This window comes from Corynebacterium pseudokroppenstedtii (assembly GCF_019754945.1).
GTDB lineage: Bacteria > Actinomycetota > Actinomycetes > Mycobacteriales > Mycobacteriaceae > Corynebacterium > Corynebacterium pseudokroppenstedtii.
The window spans coordinates 140,083-162,501 of the sequence record NZ_JAEUWU010000001.1 but is presented as its reverse complement, the minus strand read 5'-3'; the positions used below and the strand labels follow the sequence as shown (position 1 = coordinate 162,501).

Here is a 22,419-nt window from a genome sequence, read left to right as displayed (position 1 = left end):
CACATCCCCAACACCCCAGGAAGAAGCCACAATTACACTGACATTCACTCTCGGCAGAGGCTCAGACGCGTGCCGACGCGTCTCAGGACGTGCCAACGCATGCCAGAAACGCGAAATTCGTCGTCGATAATCTCTTTACCGACGACGAATAGACGCTCAATCTTGCGGCTACGTGTGAGTTCTAACGCGCACTCACCTGGCCAAATCGACTTGCGATCGGTGCCAGAACGAGCGGTCGTGCCGCCATCACAGCCGCTACCGCAACAGCAAGGCCACCGATGAACCAGAGGAAACCACCCCAGTTCGCAGAGTCATTACCAGCGAACATGTGATTCAGGTTTTCGCGGAAGCCCGTCGTGAAGACGAGGAAGACGTGAACGAAAACGAAGAACACGAAGTAGATCATCGTCGGGTAGTGAATATGACGAGCGACCGGGGCCGGGTACAGCTTGTTCAGGGTTTTTGCCTTTTTCGGCCACCATTCACTCATGCGCACGCCCGAGATCGCAGCTAGCGGGGCGGCGACGAAGATCACCAGGAAGTACATGATTTGCTGCAAACTGTTGAAGTTCTCCCAACCGTGTTCCGCCGGCCAATCGAACGCCGCGTACTGAAGAGCCGCGGACAAGGCGTTCGGGAAGACTTCCCAGCTGGTGGGCACGAGACGCGTCCAGTGACCCGTGGAGAACAAGAGCACAACGAAAACCAGGCCGTTGACCAGCCACAACACATCAAGTGAGGTGTGCAGCCACAAGAAAATGCTGATTTTCTTACCGCCACGTTTCGATTGCCACACAGCAGGAGGCTTTTGCTGATGACGCACTTGTAGACCAGTCCGGATAATCAGCAGCATGAAGAAGAAGTTGAGGTAATGCTGCCATCGAGCCCACAACGGGAAGCCAGGATCCGGCGCGGGCGAAGGATCGTATTCGCCGGGATACTTGTCCACCCATCGAGAGACGGCATCCAGACTCATTAGCCAGCGGGCGCCAACAACCACGATGATTCCGAGGACAATAAGTCCGGCGGCAACGAGACCAGCGATTTTGCCCCACTGCATCAGACTCTTCTCACCGATCATGATCGGTTCGCGCTGCTTCTTCGAGTCCTTCTTCCCGGACTTCTTGGCCGCGTCTTTGCCGGTCTTGCCTTTTCCGGCCTTGCCGGTGCCCGATTTCTTATTGCCCGGCGCCTTCGGACCACCGGGTTTATTCGCAGCTGGGGCTTTTGCACCTGGCTTGCCCGGTGCACCTGCACCGGGTTTACCCGGCTTACCTGGCGCACCAGGTTTCTTTGCTCCGGGTTTACTGGGGGCACCGGGAGCGGCTGCTCCAGCCGCCGAGGGGGCCTTCGGGACACCTGGAGCTGATGGGGCTTTAGGCGCACCAGGGGCCTTGGGAGCTCCACCTGCTTTGGCGGATGCAGGGGCCTTCGGAGCGCCCGGTGCACCCGGAGCTTTAGGTGCTCCACCCGCCTTAGCGGACGTCGGTGCTTTCGGCGCACCGGGGGCAGATGGTGCAGATGGCGCTTTAGGCGCACCAGGGGCCTTGGGAGCTCCGCCTGTCTTAGCAGCCGACGGAGCCTTCACTGCCTTAGGAGCCGAGGGAGCTCCCCCTTCCTCCACATCGCCGGACGCCGACGGAGCCTTCGGAGCACCCGGGGCTTTTGGCGCACCGGGGGCTACCGGAGCGCCAGGAGCTTGCGACTTAGCGCTGAACTTCGGTTTGTCGCCCGACCCGGCGTCGTCACCCTGAGTAGTGGTGCTATCGACCTCGCGCGGCTCCACCGCGTCCTGCGTCGTGTCGTCGTTGTCGGACGCGGCTGGGGCACGTTTTTTCGAGGCCTCCGATGGGGATGGGCTCCCCGGTGGGGGTGGAGGAACTGGCGACATCGTAGATCTCTCCTCATCAATTCAAGCTCGTCATTAAGTCGCGGCAATCCTGGTCCCGGTGTCCGAGTGCGACGGTTGTACCCCATCGCCGGGTTGTCCACGCTGAGATAATCACCGATAAACGGTCAGAATCTTTCGTCGACAGTCCAAGCGAGTGGACTCCTAGAACCGTCACGACTGATCGTCGCGATGAAAGAATATCAACAGCTTACTGTGAACAGTGTCACTAAAGGGTGAAAAGCCACAGATCTGAAACTCACAGCTCCCCCCGCCCACCCGAGAAAGTGGTTTTCCCCGAAAGAACCACTTGTAGTGTGGCTATAATCTCGGTGAACGCACAGCGCATCAAATTACCTGTCTCTATACTTGATAGATAGCACTGCTTGGTGTTCGGATACGAACGAATTGATTCGGTCGCCTACCGGAATAAGCGTCGTCAATTGATTGAGATGAAAGGACACAACAATGGCAGATACCGTTATCGAGACCTACAACGAAGATGGTGAATGGAAGAACCGCCCTCAGGGTAACGAGCGAGCGACCAGCACCCACGAAACCAAAGAGGAAGCTGTTGAATACGGCCGTAACCTCGCTAAAGAGCGCAAGGGCGACCACATCATCAAGAATCTGGACGGCACTATTTCTGAGCGTCATTCTTACTCGGAATAGTTCGGAGCAATAAAGAAGGATCCCACGAAGAGCACATGGCTTAATATCCCACGCCACTTACTGTGAGCGAGCAGGGAAAACATCATAGCCAGCGCTCTTCTCACGGGTTCGGTTGATCACACCACACTTTCCAGCAACACCGCTCTCCCACTGCGTGAGCATCGAGTGAATCTGATGTATCCCAATACAACTGTTATCTCTCCTACTGACCCACTTCCAAGCAGTCTTCGCACCGCACGAGACCGAGCGCGCAGCGTTGAAATATTCACGGGGGCAGGGATGAGCGCCGATAGCGGTTTAGATACTTTCCGCGATGCCGAGACTGGTCTATGGAGCCACGTGGATCCCCAGGCTATGGCCAGTATTGATTCGTGGCGGGAGGATCCCGATCCCATGTGGGCCTGGTATCAGTGGCGGGAACACTGTGCGCGTGAGGCGCAACCACATGCCGGGCACAAAGCATTGGCCCGGTGGGGTGCGCGCGATGGTGTCTCGATGCACACCACGACCCAAAATATCGATGACCTGCACGAACGCGCGGGGGCAACAAATGTGGCGCACCTCCACGGCCGCCTGAACGAATATCGGTGCAGTGTGTGCGGAAAGCCCGCGCCTGGTGAACAACCCCCGGCCCACCCCATTGAGCGGCTCGCTCCCCCTCGCTGCGCGGAATGCGGAGGAACAGTCCGCCCAAGCGTCGTGTGGTTCGGTGAAGCCCTGCCATCCAACGATTGGTCAGAGGGCAGAAGCAGCCATGAACGACGCCGACCTGGTGGTCATCATCGGAACGTCCGGCGTCGTTTATCCGGCAGCATCATTGCCGACGCTTGCCGCGCGCCGTGGCACCCCCATCGTGGAGGTCAGCCCGGCCGAGACTGACCTCACCCAGTTAGCTACGTGGTCGATCCGGGCGAACGCCGCCGAGGGTTTGCCCTGGCTCGTCGACCAATAGCCTTCTTCTACTCGTCAAATTCCCCGCAGGGATCGTGGACATTCCCCACAAGATCTTTGACTGAGTCAATCACGCGACTCGGCCGGTAGGGGAAGTCCTCAATCATGTCGTCATCGGTAATACCGGACCGGACGAGGATTGTTTTCATACCGGCTTCCATTCCGGCCTTGATGTCAGTATCCATGCGATCGCCCACCATAATGGTGTTCTCGGAGTGGACACCGATACGGCGAAGGGCCGACCTCATCATCATCGGATTCGGCTTACCGACGTAATAGGGTTCCTTCAACGATGCCGTTTGAATCAGAGACGCAACAGCACCGGTCGCGGGCAGCACCCCTTCCGGCGATGGGCCCGTGATATCGGGATTAGTGCAAATAAACTTTGCACCTCGGCGGATGAGCCGAATCGCTGTCGTAATGGCCTCGAAGGAATAGGTGCGGGTTTCCCCGAGCACAACGTATTCGGGATCCGAGTCAGTCAGAATCCACCCTATTTCGTGAAGCGCAGTGGTTAATCCGGATTCACCGACGACGTACGCTGTCGAGACTTCTTTCTGGCTAGCGAGAAAAGCGGCCGTGGCTTTGGCCGATGTCCAGATACGCTCGGCGGGAATGTCAATCCCCGTTCGCTCTAAACGAGCCGAGAGATCGCGCGGGGTATAGATCGAATTGTTGGTGAGCACCATATATTCGACGTCATTTTCGCGGAGCTCATTGAGGAACTCATCCGCGCCGGGAATGATCTCGCCTTCTTTGACCAACACACCATCCATATCTGTGAGGAAAGAGATGGGGTCGTCGCGCTGGGGCGGAGTATTGAGAACATCGGTGACGGGCACGCGTGGCTTTTCGCCTTGATCGACGCTACTGGAGGTCACGCTTTCTGCTTCTCGCGCATTTTCCGTATTTTTCTTGTCGTCTGACATGTTGTCTATTCTCGTCCTTTCAAGTATTGATCCACAATGTAGAACGTGGTGAGGTTGCGCCAGCAGCACTCAGTTTCCAGTAATCACTCAGTTCCGGTCATTTCAATCGTTTTCGCTGCTTGGACAGATTTATACCGTTCAGGGACACACGTCATGACGATGATCTGGTGTTTCTTTCCTGATTCCGTCAGAAGTTCATTCATTTTCCTGGCCCGCTCGGTATCCGCATAGCCCAGGGCGTCATCGAGGAAGACAGGCACGCTTTGATTGCCAACCAGCTCAGCGACTGCCAGGCGCTGGATGATTTGCAGTTGCTCGGCTGCACCACCGGAGAGCTCGGCGAGATTAACTGCTCGACCATTAAGGACGCGCTTCGAGATCGTCGACTCGCTAGCGGCTTTTGTACCCCTGTTTTTCCTGCCTGTTGATCCGCCGTGAGCGGCATCGTCCTCTGACGTAAATGACACATCCGGGCCGAAAACGTGACCAGCCTTCTCAGTAAGTAGGTTGATATATGGCTCGAGGTACTCTTTCTTCGCATCCTCGTAGTGCTTTTCCACCAGCTCATACAAGCGGCGAATAGCGTTGGCTCGCATCGTGACAGCCTTGAGAGTGTTTTCTTTTTGCTTGAGGATCGTCTTTTTCTCCTGAAGATCTGCATCAGGCGACCCGAATCCTTCAATCAGTCCTCGAAGATGGCTCTGTTGTTCCTTCGAGCTGTCGATTGCCTGTACAAGAGCTCGTTTTCGACGTTTGGCGTCCTCGAGTTTTTTAGTGTTCTGCTCGGGGTCAAGGGCCTTGAGATTTCGGACAGCTTTGTCGTATGCGTCACGTCGGTAATCCCACTGCTCTTCCGCTTCGTGGAAGTTATTAGCCAGAACCTCGTCGGAAAGAGCCGCCTGCGCTTCGGCTAACTTTTCTAAAGCTCTGTCGCGTTCTTTGTTCGCCGAATCGCGATTGGCTTTCTCACGCGATAGCTGGGCGGACACATCTTCTTGACGAAGTTTCTCCAGTTCGCGGTGTGCCACATTATACGCGTGCTCTGAACGGTCCCTATCCGCCTTAGCTCGACGAATGTCCTCACTCGACGGCGCACCGTCAACTTTTAACACCTCATGAGCTCGCCCTGTGGATGTAAGGTCACCATCTGAATCATGGCCAGAAGCACTCTGTTCCTCCCGATCGAGGAGTTCTTGATACTGCTCTTCACAGTCGTCGACAGAATGACTCAGCTCTTGTAGCTTCGCCTCTATGGCTTCACGTGGTTGGTTTCCCCATGCTATTTCTTGATCACGCTGTGCGGCATCACGTTCATTGCGAGCCTGGGCATAGGCATGATGACGTTGTTCGGCGTCATCAAAGGATTCCAACCCATGTTTTTTTAACAAGCCTTTGAAGATCTCGTGAGCGGAATCGACGCTTTTCCTTCGGTCACTCATTTCAGCAGAGGGGCGGATTTCCAGTGTGTATTCCCCTAGTTCAATGCGCTGGGGCCTATCCATGGGGTATTCCCCTACAGCGTCGTCCCCGTCAGGACCCTCGATATGGATAGTCCCTACCGCAAGGCCTAAGGCCTCTTCTTGGTTACGCCACGCCTCTTGACTCTTTTTCAAATCATCAAACGCGTCATCGTCGATAGTGGATGAGGCGTCATTGAGTTTGCTCTCAGCTTCTCGTCGACGCTGGTTAGCAGCATCTCCTGAGAGTAGCTTGGCCCGAACCTGTTCGACTCCCTTCGTGGCCTCTGCCCAATCTCTGTGAATTTTGAGCTTGTCCAACTCTAAATCCGCACACGTTTTAACCCGCTGCGCATCGTCATACGTATCTTGAGCAGCTTTGAGCCGCCCCTCATAGGATTCAGCTTGTTTTGCTACTTGGTTATATCTTTCTTCTGCCTTCGCTGCCTGCTGCTTGCGTTCGGCAAAGTCGTCGCGAAGCTGCGTCCGACTTTGCTTTAACTCTCGCTGATGTTGGAGCGCAGTTTCAGCGTCTTTCCGATCTTGTTCCGCCTGCTTCAGTTTCGCTTGAGCCTCATCGATTTTCTTTTTTTCGTTTTGCGCACTATCCAGTAGCACACCCACGTCGATAAGTGTTTTTTTATTGTCGTCGAGTTTGTGGGTGATTCTCTCCAACTCTACTCGCAAATTCGCTAATTTTTCTGCAGCTTGCTCGGCATCTTCTTCATCTTTCTTTGCCTTTTCATACCCACTGATAGCGTCCTTATGCACACCTGCTCGCGGTTTGCCGGCTGCTGTGAAGTATTTTTCAAACTCACTCTTAATGCCTCCTCGCAAACCAACCGCGTCGCTATCGTCAGTCCCATCAGATTCGGAGAGACTGTTTTCGAGTGCAGCATAGTTTCCGACATCGAGGAAATCCCATGTCCCACTGGCCTGACTGACCGTCAACGCGTCAAAAGGCAATGATTGGTCGCTCGAGGAAAACACCTCCTCAACCCATTTCTCTGCGTCTTTTCCGGTTTTGCTTGTTCGCTGTGGACTAAGAATCGTAAGTTCTGCTTGAGAGTTTTTCAGCCATCTCTTGTACATCGAGAAGTGCTGTCCGTCGACGGTCATCTCCACGGTAACTTCGGGAGCAACATCCTTGTCCACGGGTTTGGCAGCTTTAACTTCCGCTTTTGAGCTTGAATACGTGGCAGACTTCCACATCGTCAGTGCTTTAACAACACTAGATTTCCCCACCTCATTCGGTCCAGAAATCACTGTTACACCAGTGTCCGGGAATTCTAAAGTAACGTGGTCGATAGTACGGAAGTTACTAATATCAATTTTGTGAATTTTCATGACGATTACTCGCTTTCCTGATACTTCTGATTAAGTTGGTAAAGAATTCTTAGCGCTTCCCTATCGGTATCGTCTTCAGGATCAAGATCGTCGAGAACTTTCCGAAAATACCCGTGTAAATTAAAGGCATCTGCATCGAGGGAATCCGGCACAATGCTGAGTTTGGTTTTACCCTCATGGTCATAAAAGGCCGCGAACTTAGAAGCTAAGCGTTGTCTGTACTGCTCTATCCGGCTATCTTGTTCAAGGCTGATTCTTCCGGAGAGCGTGCTTCGTACGACGGTCGTTGAGGCGTCACGCATGTCATTGAGATCAGAAAACCATTGTTCTATATCTGCGTCAGTGTTCACTTCGCGCACATCGGAATGGAAGGACCACTCGGCCACATGGACAGGATCAACGGTCAACGTCGTTGTTCCATCGGCGACATCAATATCAACAACTAAGCAGTATCCGGAGTCTCGTTCACGATCGTCCAAATCAGTTGGCTCAGGGGATCCGGAGAACCACATACCTCCAAGGTCATCGAGTTCTTCTACGGAGTGGGTATCTCCCATGGCGATGTAGTCGACCTTATGAGTACTTAATGCTTGATCAACGTTGTCCAGGTCGACCGCGTGATCTGCGTGAGCCGTAGACTCATACCAATCCCGTCGGGGCTGACCGTGTCCTATCAGGACCCGGACCCCGGAAGACGGTTCAAGACTGCGTAAGGCAGCCGAGACCGTATCTTCAGTTGGTTTATTGCTGGTCAGCGGTGCTCCTACAACTTCAATACCGCCAAGGTGGTGGATGGAATTGTCGGAAATAATGATTCCACCCGCCTCTTGTATGCGGTTAGCAAATGACGAGTTCCACACGCTCCCAATCTGGTAGGGATCATGGTTACCAGGTAAAAACGCGATGGGGATCGGAGCGAAGCGTTCAATCGCCTCAATAAAGCGGCTCTGTATGCGCTCCTCTACCTGCGGCGAATCAAAGACGTCTCCAGCGACAACGACAGCATCACACTGCCGGTCATGGGCTATATCTGCCATTCGCTTAATGACCGTAAACCGAGCTTGCGTGTAGAGCGCTTGGGAATCAAGGCCACCGTCGTCGTTATTCGTGCTTTTGTCTGTTTTCAGGAACCACCGTTCCATTCCGAGCTGCCAGTCTGAGGTGTGGAGAATGCGAGCATGACCGCGCGCTGAGGAATGCCCGTGGTTAATCGTGCGTGTTACTTTCTCGGGGTGAGAGTGTGAGGGAGCCATAATTATCCTTCGTCATCCGGTGTCGTATCTGCGTGTTCTTGTTGTTCGTCGGGGTGAGCCATTTCTGGCGGTGCGCTCATGAGGTGATGATAAGCATCTTCGAGGTCACTGCGTGCGCTGAGCTGCCCCACCGCCCCATAGGAAACCCAACTGAGAACTTTCATGAGGGCTTGTTGGTCATGGTCTTCCAGGGCCGATGTTTTCTTCATGTCCGGCGGAGCCGGGTAGTTGGTGGGCACGCCCCAAAACGTCTCGGGGTCGGTCTGCTGGCCATCGACGCCATAAGCAGACAAATTGCCTCCACCTGCATCCCATCCACGTCGCGCTGTTGCGTTGTTCTGTCCGAATGCATCAGAGCTGGGGAGATCCGGAGTCGATGACGACGTCCCGTGTCCAGTCTCTGGGTATCCCTGGGCCTGATGAACTCGTCGCGAGATGTCCGCTACGGTGGTGTTGGCCACGCGGAGAATACTGAAAGGGTCGCTGGTAAACCGCTCTTGCAGATATAGGCCAACGGCATAGATATGTTTGCACCACGGGTCCGGGTCAGGGCAGCTGCATGACCACCGTGCATCATCGAACGGGAACAGCATGCTTTCGAGGCGACGGTCTTCCTGTGCATGCACAAAACTGTCGTGTGCCTGGTCATCGTCGGCCAGGTACTTAATAGCGTGGTCGACGGCATCGGGGTCATGCGGAACATACGCATGAATGGTGAACGGCTCCGGCTGAGACCCCATCACCTGCGCGACTATCTGCCAATCCTCGACGTCCACTCGCAGGACGGAGTCCTGCCGGAAGTAATCGCGGCCCCGCTTCTTCCTCCCGGCCTCGGTATTGTCATCGAGTTGACGCATGATTACTGAGGCTGGCCACGGGTGCGCACTGCGGTCGTCGCGGCGACGAGGACGACGAGAACTAGAGCGTCGCTTTCCCCCTGAGTGTCGGTTCACTGACGTCGCAGATCCCCCGTGCTGAGATTGACGCGCACGTCGATTAGGGGTCGCGGTCTCTTCCTTATCTGCGTCAGCGGTTTCCCGGTTTCGACCGAAGTTTAGGTAAATAACGTTATCGTCGACGGTGAGACGGCGACGCTTATCGCCCGATCGCGAGTGATTATTTGGTGTGTCACTCATGATGTCTCCCGGCATTGCTGGTCGTTGGCAGGCTATGCCGCGCCCGAGCGTTGGTGTATTCGGACCGAATAGGCTTTGTGGATTCCTTCATGGCGACCAACTGGAGAAGCTCATCGTCTGACAGCTCGGAAATCCAGGCCTCACCAGTGCCGACAACGGCGCTGGCCAGCTGGAGTTTCCCTTCGATAATATCGTTGATTTTTTCTTCGATCGTTCCTTTACTAATTAGCTTATACACACTGACGTCGTGTTCTTGGCCAATGCGATACGCACGGTCAGTAGCTTGATTTTCGACGGCTGGGTTCCACCACCGATCCATGTGAATAACAACACTAGCTCCGGTGAGATTCAGGCCGGTTCCTCCTGCTCGGAGAGACAGAATCATGATCGGCGGGCCCGCCGGGGAATTAAAAGTGTTCACCATGCGGTCCCGTTCTTTTCTCTCTACCGAGCCATTAAGAAAAGGCACGTCAATTCCATATCGGTTGTTGAAATATGTCTTGAGCATATTCCCGAACACGACGAATTGCGTGAAGATCAGCACCTTTCGCCCCTGCTGGAGCGCTTCATCCACGAGTGGTTCGGCGGTGGCGACTTTTCCGGAGCGATGGTGGGATCCGTCCAAGAATGGCGAATCGTCCCCCAGGTACTGCGCGGGGTGGTTGCATATCTGCTTTAACCCTGTGAGCAGCTTAAATATGAGGCCACGACGATCCATTCCTCCCTGTTTGGACTCGAGTTCCTTAGCCACTGTGGCCGTGACGGCTTTATACAAGCTCGCCTGTTGCGGAAGCATCTCTGCTACCAATACGGCTTCGTTCTTTTCGGGAAGATCATCAACAACAGCGGGATCGGTCTTCACTCTCCGGAGAATGAATGGTTGCGTGAGCGCTTTTAAGTCCGCTGTGAGGTTGTCGTCATGGTATCGCTCAATGGGGATCGAGTATCGGTCACGAAACTCGTTACGTTTCCCAAAGAGGCCTGGATTACAAAAATCCATCACTGCCCACAGCTCATCCAACCGGTTTTCGACGGGTGTGCCGGTCAGCGCAAGCCGGTGAGATGCCTGCAGGGTCCGAACTGCTTTCGCATTCTTCGTTCCGGGATTCTTCACTTGCTGGGCTTCATCTATAGCGATGCGGTGAAAGTACGTCCTCCCTAAAACTTCTTGATCACGCGTCGCAATGGAGTAGGTGGTGACAATGAGGTCGGTTTCGGCGATCTTGTCCGTCAGTGCTTCACCTTCGAGCCGCTCTGGACCGTGGTGTAAGTAGGTGCTCAGGCCCGGCGCGAATTTTTTTGCCTCCGCAATCCAGTTCCCAATCACTGATGTCGGAGCAATAACAAGGACCGGCCCTGAGGGCACCGCATTTTCTTTTTCATAGGCTAAGAGCGTCAGTGTCTGCAGTGTTTTTCCGAGGCCCATATCATCAGCCAGCACGCAGCCAAGATGTTGCGACGTCATCCACGCGAGCCAGTCAAAACCTCGACGCTGATATTCTCGCAGCTCAACAGTGATGCCCGACGGCGTATCCATGCGCTGAGGCGCAATGGCTTTATTCACCCCGATAAGCGCACTAATCCACGTCGCTGCCTCCACCATCACGCTGGCGTCGTCCGCGTTAGGATCGTCGGGATCCTCGTCACCGTCGCCAGGTGACGCGGCTATTCCGTCGGCAATAATTGATCCTGTTTCACCATCGTCACGAAGATCGCGACGAATCTCGTCGGTAGCATGACGTAGCTGGCCTACTGTTACCTGACTCTCGTCGGTACCGCTGTTGTCCTTGCCAGAAGTCCTGTTTACCAGGGATGATAAGTGCTTCGATGCCGCTTTGAGCACGCGCGTATCTGCCTGCACCCATTTCCCTCGGATGTTGACGAGGTCCGTGCTGGATTGCAGGAGGTCATCTACCTCCGCGGGCGATAGTTGGGTGCCACCCATAGATGCGGACCATGAGAAGTCCAAGAGCTGGTCGAAACCCAGTTTCGCGTCACCCGGACCGTTCACCACCGCGGGCTGCGCTGACAGCGACACTCGGACTTTTTCTTTTGTCCATGGCGCCGGAACGAGGACACGGAACCCTATGTGCCGAAGCGCATCTGCACCCCGGTCAATGAATTCCACAATGTCGTTCGTGGATAAAAGGTAGTCGCGCGTATCAGGATCAATGCCATATGTGGCGAGTTGCGGCCACACATGGGATGCCCGCTCTAGTTGCTCGTCCACACGCTTGCGAAGAGCAGGGTCATTGATCGGCTGCGGGATCGGTGCGGGCGCGTCGGTACCCGAGCGGTAAGCCAAACGGATTCTCCACTGAATTTCAGGCTCAGGTCCAGTAGCAGTGGCACCGAAGTCATGAACGTCGTCAGTTGTATCGATGAGCCGGGAAGCGCCTTCATCGCGGACTATGTCCGCTTCGGCCAGTCCGCGGGCGGCACGCGGATCCGCGGGATTAAAACGCGGTTCTTCCGTTTCCACATCGTCGGGTTCATGGACAATAAAGATGAGGTCATAGCTTTCCGACGACATTTTGCTACGCCACGTATTGATATCGACGACCATCGACCCGGTCGCCCGATCCAACGGTGATCCGTCAATAAGTGAGCGGACCAAAGGCTGAACAATCTCCTCTTGATCGGGCATAGAGACCAACGTCCGCCGTGCTAAGGCGTCGATAAGTGGGACGGAAATTCGTTCAGCGAGATCACGGCCGCCGGAGAGCGTTAGCACCTCTGGTGTTGCCTCAACCATCTGGGCCAGCCAGACACGCTCCGCCATGCCGACGGCGGGCTGCCACATCGGAATCCATTCTTGGTCAACCCACTGCATTCGAAAGAGGACACGCCCCGACATGCGGAGCTTTTCCAATCCGCGCAAGAGGGTGAGCACGAATTCCGTTTCCGGCGCGATACCCACGTCTTCCGGAAGCTCATCATTGTCCTGCAACCGGGCCAGCGCTATCAGGAAATCAACCGCCTGATCCGGAGTGAACTCCACTGTCGGGATTGTCAACTCGCGGAGCCGCCCTTTTGGCGTTGATAGCACAGCGTTCGCACGCCGCGGCGCCACCGTCCGCCGCCCACGATTGGTTAACGCATCCAGAATGACCTGCGGAAATTGGTCACGTGGCAGGTCAGAATAATTAGCCACCACCTTGTGACCATCGGTCTCCTCCACCCACACATGCATGCCGGAATGCACCGGCCACAAAACATGGAGAAGATACGCAGTCATGGTTTCATTGATACCAGGCCCACGAGACAAGCCGTCGAAACATCTACACAACACCGTCGAACATATTTTCGATAGAATCGGCGAAACCACGTGACAACGACGTGAAAACCACGAAAAAAACTAAGGATCAGTGTGGGCAAAACTGCCCGCCGGATTTGATACGCCTACTTATCCGTGACACCCTGAAAACGCTCTTTTATCAATCCCCAATTTTTCTATTCGTATTTGTTTGTATTCTTTGTCCCTATTCGTAGCAGTTCATGATTGATGGAACTGCTGTCCCAGCACGCTAACCACCGAGGAGTCTTTGTGAGTCAACAAACGTGGTTCATTATCGCCATGGTGATCTATCTGCTCGCCATGCTTGCGATAGGTCTGTATTCGTTCCGCCAAACCGATGAATACGACGATTACATGCTCGGCGGGCGCGGCCTGCACCCGTTCGTCGCCGCACTCTCTGCCGGGGCGTCGGACATGTCCGGCTGGCTCCTCATGGGGCTGCCTGGCGCCATGTATGTGTCGGGCTTCGGCCAGCTGTGGATGCCCATTGGCCTCCTCATCGGCTGTTGGGCCAACTGGAAGTGGACAGCACCACGACTGCGTTCCTACACAGAGATCGCCGATAACTCCATTACCATTCCGTCGTTCTTGGAAAAGCGGCTCAACGACAAGAGCCATGCGCTCCGCATCGCCGCTGGCCTCATCATTCTGGTTTTCTTCACCTTCTACGTCGCGTCGGGAATGGTGTCAGGCGGCAAGTACTTCCAGTCGACCTTCGGCGGCAACTACCTCGTCGGCATGCTGGTCATTGCGTGCGTGACCGTTGCGTACACCTTCATCGGTGGTTTCTTGGCTGTGTCCTACACGGATACGGTCCAGGGCCTGATCATGTTCATCGCGCTGATCCTGGTCCCCACCTTCGCTTTGCTGCACATGCACGACGCCGGCTCAATCTGGACCTACCAGACCCAGCACAACTACGGCTTCCACGAAGCACTGAGCTCCAACCCCCACTGGTTCTCCCTGTTCAACGGCGTGTCCTTCGTCACCGCCATCTCAGGATTGGCATGGGGCTTGGGTTACTTCGGACAGCCACACATCATTGTTCGCTTCATGGCTCTGCGTAAGCCGTCTGAGGCACGATCCGGACGTCGCTACGGCGTTGTGTGGATGTCCCTCTGCATCATCGGCGCAACCATGGTGGCCGTCATTGGGCCTTCCTTCTTCGGCCAGGACCCCTCAATCCACATCGACGACACCGTCAACTACGAGACGATCTTCCTGGATATGGGACAGATCCTGTTCCACCCGCTGATCGCTGGTCTTATTTTGACGGCGGTTCTCGCGGCTATCATGTCGACGATCGCTTCCCAGCTGCTCGTTGTCTCCTCTGCGCTGGTTGAGGACATTTACAACGGGCTGATCAACAAGAACGCGAGCCACAAGACGTTGATCAACCTTTCCCGCGCTGCAGTGATCATGGTGGCCGTCGTCGCCGCCCTGCTGGCCTTGGATCCGAACAGCCAGATCCTCAACCTGGTGTCCTTCGCCTGGGCCGGCTTCGGTTCTGCGTTCGGCCCGATGGTGGTGGCCGCACTGTACTGGCGTCGTCTGAACTACCAGGGTGCTCTGGCCGGAATGGTCACTGGTGCGGTCGTGGCCTTCGTCTGGGGCCAGTGGATCGTTGACACCCCGTTCGGCAACGGACTCTACGAGATGATCCCAGGCGTCATTTGCAGCACAATCGCTATGATCGCCGTGACCTTGGCGACGCCCGAACCTGACAAGAGCATCACCGACGGCTTCGACGAGGCCTCCCGCCTCGCCCGTGTCGCGGAAGCCAACCCCGAGCTGAACATCGCCACAGCTCAGGAAAAGATCGAGGAAGGCAACATCAAGGCCTAGTTTTCCTTGGAACCTCACTACGTGGAGTGCGTCTAAACAGACGTGCTCCACGTTTTTTCATCTCCGCGTACTTATTGCCGACGCGGGCTCAGCGTCGTCACTCTCGTCCTGGTCAGTGGGCTCTTCCTTGCAACGATCGTCGCCATTAAGCATCGCCCCGAAACCAACGAGCGTCGGTCCTTGGACGCGCTTCTGTCGTCGGCACGAATTATTGACTACCGGACCACAATTCTGGGGTATCAGCGCGATAAGTTCGGGGATGGGTGGGCGCGATCCCCTACCCCACAAGGCACGTGGTGCACGACCCGGCAACATGTTCTTCGCGAACAACTTGATGACATAAAAACGGCTGACACCTGTGACGTTGTCGGCGGGCATGGACTCGACCCCTACACAGGGAAGAGCCTCACCATCGGGTCTATCGACATCGACCACATCGTGCCACTCGCTGCCGCGTGGGACCTGGGTGCGGCACGGTGGTCGCGCGAGGAACGGATGAGCTTTGCCAATGACAGGAAACGGAATCTGGTGGTGACCGATTCACATGTGAACAGGACAAAGAGCGACAAAACGCCGGAAGAATGGATGCCGCCGAGCACACGACAAGCCTGCTGGTACGCCACTACCTACGCCAAGGTGATTGTCGCGTACGATCTCGCGCTGACTCAACGGGACGCGAGCGCGCTTCGGGAGGCCTGTTGAGAAAACCAAACAGCACACCGGGGCCAGCGCATCGCCACGCCACCACGCTCAACGTCGAATCTGACTTCGTGTCATGTCATCGACCCCTCGACCGGCCACTACTCGCTGGCAGGTACCCTATTAACTGACGACGTATTCATTGACGACCCCTGACCCCAAAGAAAAGGACACATCGTGCCTGAACATTTCATGGTGCTTATCCACGTCATTGCGGCGATCATCCTGATCGGCCCTGTCATGGTAGCCACCTCACAATTCCCCAAAGCTGCACAAGCAGCGCATAACGGTGATGAGTTAGCGCGAGGCCGAGCCCAATCGCTGCACTCGATCACCAAAGCCTACGGATTGTGGTCCTTGCTCGTTCCCCTTATCGGATTTGGTGCCCTCTTTACCGTCGATGGTGCCCTCAAGAACTACTTCATCCACACCGGCATATTGCTGACGGTGATTGGGTGGGGAATCCTCTTCTTCGTGATCGTCCCTAAGCAAAGGACCCTGATCGCTGATCTGAATCTTCTCGACGAAGCCGACGACATCGAACCTGACGAGGTTCCGCCCGCACAATGGGATAAGACGCCGGGAATGCTCAACATGTTCTCCGGGATTTTCAACGCCCTGTGGGTTATCACCGCTATCTTGATGTTCTTCCGGCCTTAAGTCGTTGGCGCCATAGGACGTATAACTGCGAGAGGCCGACAGCGCAATGCTGCCGGCCTCCGGTTTTGTTTTATTACTGGTTCAGGGCGGGTTCAGTCCCGCCCAACTGCCGGTTTAGTACCGGTCGTCGCGACCACGACCACGGAAACCACGATCGTTAAAACCACGACCACCTCGGCCGTTCCAATCACGGCCACCACGGTTCCGATCATTGCGACCCCCATCACGACGATCATTGCGACCACCGTCGCGGCGTCGGTCTCCGCGATCCCATGAATCGCGACCACCGCGACCGCGATCATCACGGCCCCGATCGTCACGGCCACGCCCACGGAATCCACGGTCATTGAAACCGCGACCACCATCACGACCACGTGAACGACGGTCACCATGACCACGATCATTGAACCGGCCGCCACGTCGATCACCCGACTGGCGATCCCGCTTGTGTGCACCCGGCCGACCTGCCGGCGCACCCGGATCCGGCTCAATCTTAATGAGCTGGCCGGACACACGCGTGTCCTCCAATGCCTCAAAAACTTCCATCGGCAGATCCGCGGGGAGCTCAACCAAGGAGTGCTCCGAGAAGATCGAAATCTTACCGAAATCACGGGAGTTGAGTCCGCCTTCGTTCGCGATGGCACCCACAATCGCACCCGGCCGAACCTGCTGGCGCTTACCCACGGCGATCTTGTACACAGCCATTTCTTTACCCGTGCGATCAGTGAACCGCGGGGGCTCCTTACCGCTGAAGCGCTCGTTCAAGCTACGGGTATCGGGTTCGCGGTCATTCCGGCGGCCGCGTCGATCATTGCGACGATCGTTGCGTCGGATGGTGTCTTCCTTTAGCAGGAATTCATCACCCGATTGCGATTGCGTTGCGAGTGCAGCAGCAATATCTGCCAGCGGTGTTTCGTGCTCCTCGGCGTAGGAGTTGATCAGGCCACGGAACAAATCAACCTGCGGGTCCGCCAAGGACTCCGTGATCGACTGCGCAAACTTCGCCTTGCGAGTCTCATTGACCTCATCAACCGTCGGCAATTGCATTTCCTCAATCGAGGACTTGGTGGCACGCTCGATGGACCTCAGCAAGCGCCGCTCACGCGGGGTCACAAACAAGATCGCTTCACCGGAACGCCCCGCACGGCCTGTACGCCCAATACGGTGCACATATGACTCCGTATCGTGCGGGATGTCATAGTTGACGACGTGGGAAATGCGCTCCACATCCAAGCCGCGAGCGGCCACATCCGTCGCAACCAGAATGTCCAGGCGACCATCGCGCAGCTGATCGACGGTCCGTTCACGCTGATTCTGCGCCATGTCACCGTTAATCGCGGCGGCAGAGAACCCGCGGGCACGAAGCTTCTCCGCGAGCTCCTCGGTGTTCTGCTTTGTCCGCGCGAACATGATCATCGCGTCGAACTCGGTGACCTCGAGGATACGAGTCAAGGCGTCCAGCTTGTAGTGGTGGTTGACCAGCAAATACTGCTGGTGGATGTTGTCCGCCGTGCGCTGTTGCGACTTAATCGTGACTTCACGCGGATCCTCCAGGTACTGCTTTGACAACCGACGGATCGACGCCGGCATCGTCGCAGAGAACAACGCAGTCTGCTTATGCTCCGGAGTGTCAGCGAGAATACGCTCAACGTCCTCCTGGAAACCCATGTTGAGCATCTCATCCGCCTCATCCAAGACGAGGTACCTGAGCTCAGAAAGATCCAGGCTGCCGCGTTCCAAATGATCAATCACGCGACCGGGCGTGCCCACCACGATGTGGGCTCCACGCCGCAAGCCCGACAGCTGGATGCCGTACGACTGACCACCATAAATCGGGAGGACATGCACGCCACCCAAATGGTCAGCGAATTCCTGGAATGCATCTGCCACCTGCAGCGCGAGCTCACGCGTCGGCGACAGCACCAATGCTTGAGGCTTCTTCTGCGACCGGTCCAAACGCGACAAGATCGGAAGCGCGAACGCAGCAGTCTTACCGGTACCGGTCTGAGCTAGGCCGACAACGTCCCGCCCCTGGGCGAGAATCGGAATCGTGGCCGCCTGAATAGGCGATGGGGTCTCAAACCCGACCTTTTTCACAGCACGGACGACGTCATCACTCAAATCAAGGTCGTCGAAGGACGGGCCATCGTCCTCGTCATCATCGGAATCGGATGCCTCTTTGTCAGCGTTTTCTTTTTCCGACGATTCCTTACCGGACGCGTCCTCGTTGGTCTTTCCGTCGGCGTTCTCAGATTCGCCATCCTTGGCGCTCTCCTGCTCGGCGCTTTCCGGCGTGGAGTTGTCCTGTTCGACGCCTTCCTGCTCAGGTGCATCCTCCGTGCGGTCTTCCTCACCGCTGTCATCACTGGGAGCGGTGTGCGCCTCATCTGCTTTATCTGCCAAGTCTGACCTCGTCGTCGGCTCAGACTTATTCTTCGAATCATCCACCGAATCAGCGGAGATCACGTCGTTCAACGTCAACGCATCATCCTCAGCGCCGCGTTGCTCATCCACATTCTCATTCACACTCATGTCAGTGCCCTGCGTCGGGCCTTCACTCTCATTTCCCATTGCGGAGCTTGCGCTCTCGCCTCCCTTAACGGAGTCTGTCTCAAAGTCGGTCGGGGTGCTGGGCTCGTCAGCCATATATTTTTACCCATCTATTTTCTGCCCGACATATCCGTTTCAACGCTCACATCCAACGCGCGTAACTTCATCGGAGACCATCACTGGTGAACTCTCAACCGGGCTGGACACTCAACCGCACTTCTTCGCCAACAGCTTTCACACTCGACTTCGCCAGAAGGCTCTGTCACGCAATTCGCCCGAGGGTCGCCCGAGAGCGCAAAAGATCGCAACAGTAGTAAGGGGAAGAAGGTCAGCGTCGACAAGAAGTAGAACGGTGAACACAGCTCAGAGGTTCACGAGTGAGGACGTAACGGTATTCGTCGGTACTCAACAACGTTTCACATCACGATAGCCACTCATTGGTCACCGGCTGTCTCAACAGCGACGATGGAAAAGCAGCTATCACACTCCCACGGGCGGACCTTGTGAAGCCATCCCGTCGGAACCCAAACGCAGGTGAGGCAGGTGCCTATTCGCAAGAATCGTGGGCTCCAGCCGGTGCGCTCAGTCCCCAACAGGTTACGCGTCCGGCCAGAAAAAAGCGATTCGACCTGGTGGCACGCGTGGTGTGTCGGCATAGTAGCCGGGCGTGGTGGCTCGGGCGACTAGGGCCCTTAAACCACCATCATCGGGTAGATCAGCAGCAAGAGCGGGGCAATCACGCCCATGGAAATCGCCAAGCTCAACAACAAACGGAACGTCCTATTCTGCTTGTCTTCCTGCACCTGGGCGACGACCAAGGTGCCGGCGACGTGCACAGGGTTGACCACCATCAACGCCGCCGGGGCTGCAATCGCGGCAATCACCCACGTCATATGCTCGTTCCCCGGGAACGACGACATCGCAATCGGCAACGCAAGCCCCAACACGCCCAACGTCGAGGATTCAATATTGCACAACAAGGTGGTCAAGTACACGATCGCGGCCAAAAGCAGGGCCGAGCTGCCGATAGACAACATGCCATGCTGGATCGAATCCATCGTGCCAATGTGCTTCATGACACCCAGATACGTCAGCAAACCAGTCAACAGGATGATGGCATTCCACGGCACCGTCTTCAGCAGCGCCTTCTCCGGCGGGTTAAAGACCAGCTGCAAAATGACGACCATCGCCATCGCGGTCAATCCAACATCCCAGCCGAAGGCAATCACGCAGACCACGAACATGATCAAGGCGAGGCCCGAGCACATTGCATAAACCGGCCGCTCCACAGCATCATCGGTTGCGCCTTCGACGACCTGCTCAGGCTTCATATTCGCGCGAGCACGGCCCCACTTCGTTGCAGTGAAAATAACTTGGAGCACAGCCACGGCAACCACCGCGGTCACCATCGCGACGGCCCACACGCCCCACTTGGAGTAGGATACATTGTGATCCGCAGCGATCGAACTAATCAGAGCGCCGACGGGGTTCAACGGCGACGGACCAGCCATATTCGCCCCAATAATCACAGCAAGCTCGTTAATGAAGAACATGTGGCGCGTTCGCGACGACACATAGGCCACCATCGGCACCAATAGCGCAATCGGTGCGGTAGCGAAAGCGCCCGCCGTCGATAATGCAGCGCCCAAAATAAACACTGCCCAGGGCAAAACGTAAACCCGGTCCCCCACGACGTCGAAAATTTTGACTATCAACCACGTCAAGGCGCCCGACTCTTTCATGTGGGCAAAGAGCAGTGAGACGCCGGCAATCAGAACAACAAGTTTGCCGTCGAAAAACTCGAAAACTTGCTTGGCGTCAACCCCCGCGATCACGGCGAGAGGAAGTGTGGCGGCAAGGGCCAAGATACCGATATTCAGCTTCTTACTGATGGCCAGTAAGAACACAAGAACCAGGAGTATCAACGAAAGTAGCTGGTCAAAGGGCATGAGCGATACCTTCCATCCGTGCGCTCCAAGTCAGGGGTGAGCGGTTATCACAGACGTGCCACTGAAACCAGTAACTGTAAGCGCGGACTTCGGGGCATCCTCCGTGAACTTCCCACGGCTCTCTTGTAACGGTACGCTCGAGTGGGTGCGATCCATTAAATCCGACCCCATCACAGCAACAGATACCACCATGTCAACCGGCCAATGGGCCCCCATTCGAGGGCGCAATTACCGACGCACGTCGCTGAAAGTACTTGCCGCAGGCGGCTGTGCCATCGCTCTGTGTGGCGTCGTCACCGGATGTTCCTCGAACTCGGACGACGACAACTCCACCAGCGTTGTCACGTCGACGTCGACCAGGACTGCTGCCCCGTCGGCACAAAAGAGCCCGGCTCCATCGGAGGACAATGGCGAGGGCCCCTCAATTCCGCCTAGCTCCGCTGCAGACCCCGCCGACGCTAAGCAGAGTGGTGCTGCGAACGACAACGCGCTGCTTAATGCTGTCGTCGGATCTGACAAGAAGAACACCGACGTCAAAGACGTCCGTGGAGCGGGCACAACCAAAGAGCTGGGCGAACCAGCCTTGGCTAGCGGTATGCCGTTCTATCCCCCGGGCGTGCAATTCACCCGCAATGGCAAGACGATGACCGTCTGTAGTCGTGGAAATGACGCGGCGATTAAAAAGGGCATCGAGCAAGTCGCAGCGCTGGATGGCACAAGTTGCGAGTTTGCTAGTGCCGCTGCAGGCGAAGCTTTTAACAAGGTGACCGGGTCCAAGAAGCTGAGCCAGGTGACACCGCTATCGATTACCGCAACATCCCCGGTAAGCAATGAGAAGCTCACTTTGAAGTGCGAAAGCCAGGCGGATGTTACCGTCTGCGAAAGTAAGAGTGGCGCATCAGTCTTGATGTGGTAGCAGTGGTGCGGTATCCGTACCGCGCGTGCCGTAGCGCTGTAGCCAGCGCTTACGCTTCGTTCACCCACGGATCACGCGCACTGCCTCCCCATGGATCGTTGGCTGAGTTGATGAGCTCAGCCTCCCAATTCTCCGCTTGGTCAACAGCGACGCTGAGCACATTGAAAACCGTGTCATAGTCTTTGAATACGCCCAGATCCATGACTTCCACGGCGACGTCATCGTCAGAGAGATCGTCGTCGTTCTCGGATGCATCGAGGTCGGTGTCGTCTAGGTCGTCGGTATCATCAGGTTCATCCGCGTCATCGACATCATCGGATTCGTCGGAGTCGTCGGTATCATCCGTGTCATCTGCGTCGTCGGGGTCAATATATGTCACAAACGCCACGCTGACGGACGGGGACGAGGAATCCACCGTCGTCACCACTTCCAGGGACGACGACTCCCCCACATCCGCAGATAGCAGAGTCGGATCCTCGTCATCTTGTTCAAAGTCCAAATCCGCAATACGCGCATCTGAGCCGTCGAGAAGATCTCGGATAATCGTCACGGCTTGGTCCGTCGCAACATGGAAATTGACCGTATCGACGGCATCCTCGACGGTGAATATTGCCGTGACCAGCATGGCATCGTCATCGGATGCATCGTCGCCCGGCGCGGCATTAGCGACGGCCACGTACACATTGGCTGCCGGAATGTCTGAATTGATCTCTTCGCAACGAAGATCCACGTCCGGCGAGATGGGGACATACAGGGCCTCGCCCGATATACGGGATTCGATCCCTTCTCGGTCGAGAGCCGCCGCGATCAATTCTAGGAAATTCATGTCCCTCCACTACCTTTCCAACGCCGGCCGAACCGCGATAGGC

The 22,419-nt window shown here is 56.1% G+C and carries 14 protein-coding genes and 1 pseudogene; 6 read left to right on the top strand and 9 right to left on the bottom strand.

The annotated features are described in order from the left end of the window. Positions 1-181: 181 nt before the first annotated feature. A complete protein-coding gene (locus JMN36_RS10850; protein WP_221923649.1) occupies positions 182-1,891 on the bottom strand; it encodes a cytochrome b/b6 domain-containing protein in 1,710 nt (569 codons plus the stop codon). Positions 1,892-2,356: 465 nt separating this feature from the next. Between JMN36_RS10850 and JMN36_RS00690 the strand changes: the two genes are divergently transcribed. Then, a complete protein-coding gene (locus JMN36_RS00690) occupies positions 2,357-2,560 on the top strand; it encodes a DUF2188 domain-containing protein (RefSeq protein ID WP_204087203.1) in 204 nt (67 codons plus the stop codon). A gap of 279 nt (positions 2,561-2,839) precedes the next feature. Then, positions 2,840-3,512: pseudogene (locus JMN36_RS00685) on the top strand (NAD-dependent deacylase). Between the two features lie 7 nt (positions 3,513-3,519). On the opposite strand, the gene JMN36_RS00680 reads toward JMN36_RS00685, so the two are convergent. From JMN36_RS00680 to JMN36_RS00660, 5 genes are all read right to left on the bottom strand, one after another. Next, a complete protein-coding gene (locus JMN36_RS00680) occupies positions 3,520-4,287 on the bottom strand; it encodes an HAD-IIA family hydrolase (RefSeq protein WP_204088743.1) in 768 nt (255 codons plus the stop codon). 236 nt (positions 4,288-4,523) lie between these two features. Further along, positions 4,524-7,244, bottom strand: a complete 2,721-nt coding sequence (locus JMN36_RS00675; RefSeq protein ID WP_204087204.1) for an AAA family ATPase — start codon at positions 7,242-7,244, stop codon at positions 4,524-4,526. Positions 7,245-7,249: 5 nt separating this feature from the next. Continuing rightward, complete coding sequence (locus JMN36_RS00670; RefSeq protein WP_221923648.1) at positions 7,250-8,497, bottom strand: metallophosphoesterase family protein; 1,248 nt, start codon at positions 8,495-8,497, stop codon at positions 7,250-7,252. 2 nt (positions 8,498-8,499) lie between these two features. After that, positions 8,500-9,633, bottom strand: a complete 1,134-nt coding sequence (locus JMN36_RS00665) for a hypothetical protein (RefSeq protein ID WP_204087206.1) — start codon at positions 9,631-9,633, stop codon at positions 8,500-8,502. Next, on the bottom strand, positions 9,626-12,871 hold the full coding sequence (locus JMN36_RS00660) for a DEAD/DEAH box helicase (RefSeq protein ID WP_204087207.1): 3,246 nt from the start codon (positions 12,869-12,871) through the stop codon (positions 9,626-9,628). Before JMN36_RS00660 ends, JMN36_RS00665 begins: the two co-directional genes overlap by 8 nt. Before the next feature lie 309 nt (positions 12,872-13,180). Here JMN36_RS00660 and putP point away from each other — a divergent pair, with 309 nt between their 5' ends. From putP to JMN36_RS00645, 3 genes are all read left to right on the top strand, one after another. Continuing rightward, positions 13,181-14,776 (top strand): sodium/proline symporter PutP, encoded by a 1,596-nt coding sequence (gene putP / locus JMN36_RS00655; protein ID WP_275414838.1) that lies wholly within the window; start codon positions 13,181-13,183, stop codon positions 14,774-14,776. A 42-nt stretch (positions 14,777-14,818) separates the two neighbouring features. Further along, positions 14,819-15,478 (top strand): GmrSD restriction endonuclease domain-containing protein, encoded by a 660-nt coding sequence (locus JMN36_RS00650; protein WP_204087208.1) that lies wholly within the window; start codon positions 14,819-14,821, stop codon positions 15,476-15,478. A 174-nt stretch (positions 15,479-15,652) separates the two neighbouring features. Then, a complete protein-coding gene (locus tag JMN36_RS00645; RefSeq protein WP_012731940.1) occupies positions 15,653-16,135 on the top strand; it encodes a hypothetical protein in 483 nt (160 codons plus the stop codon). Positions 16,136-16,249: 114 nt separating this feature from the next. Here JMN36_RS00645 and JMN36_RS00640 read toward each other — a convergent pair whose 3' ends face one another. Together JMN36_RS00640 and JMN36_RS00635 are read right to left on the bottom strand one after the other, a co-directional pair. Next, positions 16,250-18,667 carry a DEAD/DEAH box helicase gene (locus tag JMN36_RS00640; protein ID WP_414017591.1) on the bottom strand — a complete coding sequence of 806 codons (2,418 nt, stop codon included), beginning with the start codon at positions 18,665-18,667 and terminating at the stop codon, positions 16,250-16,252. Between the two features lie 710 nt (positions 18,668-19,377). Beyond that, entirely contained in the window at positions 19,378-20,634 is a 1,257-nt protein-coding gene (locus JMN36_RS00635; RefSeq protein ID WP_221923646.1) for an SLC13 family permease, read from the bottom strand. 145 nt (positions 20,635-20,779) lie between these two features. On the opposite strand from JMN36_RS00635, the gene JMN36_RS00630 reads away from it, so the two are divergent. Further along, entirely contained in the window at positions 20,780-21,550 is a 771-nt protein-coding gene (locus tag JMN36_RS00630) for a hypothetical protein (RefSeq protein WP_204087211.1), read from the top strand. A gap of 49 nt (positions 21,551-21,599) precedes the next feature. Here the strand turns inward: JMN36_RS00630 and JMN36_RS00625 are convergent, their stop codons facing one another. Continuing rightward, positions 21,600-22,376, bottom strand: coding sequence for a hypothetical protein (locus JMN36_RS00625; protein WP_221923645.1), 777 nt, complete (start codon positions 22,374-22,376; stop codon positions 21,600-21,602). Positions 22,377-22,419: the final 43 nt, after the last annotated feature.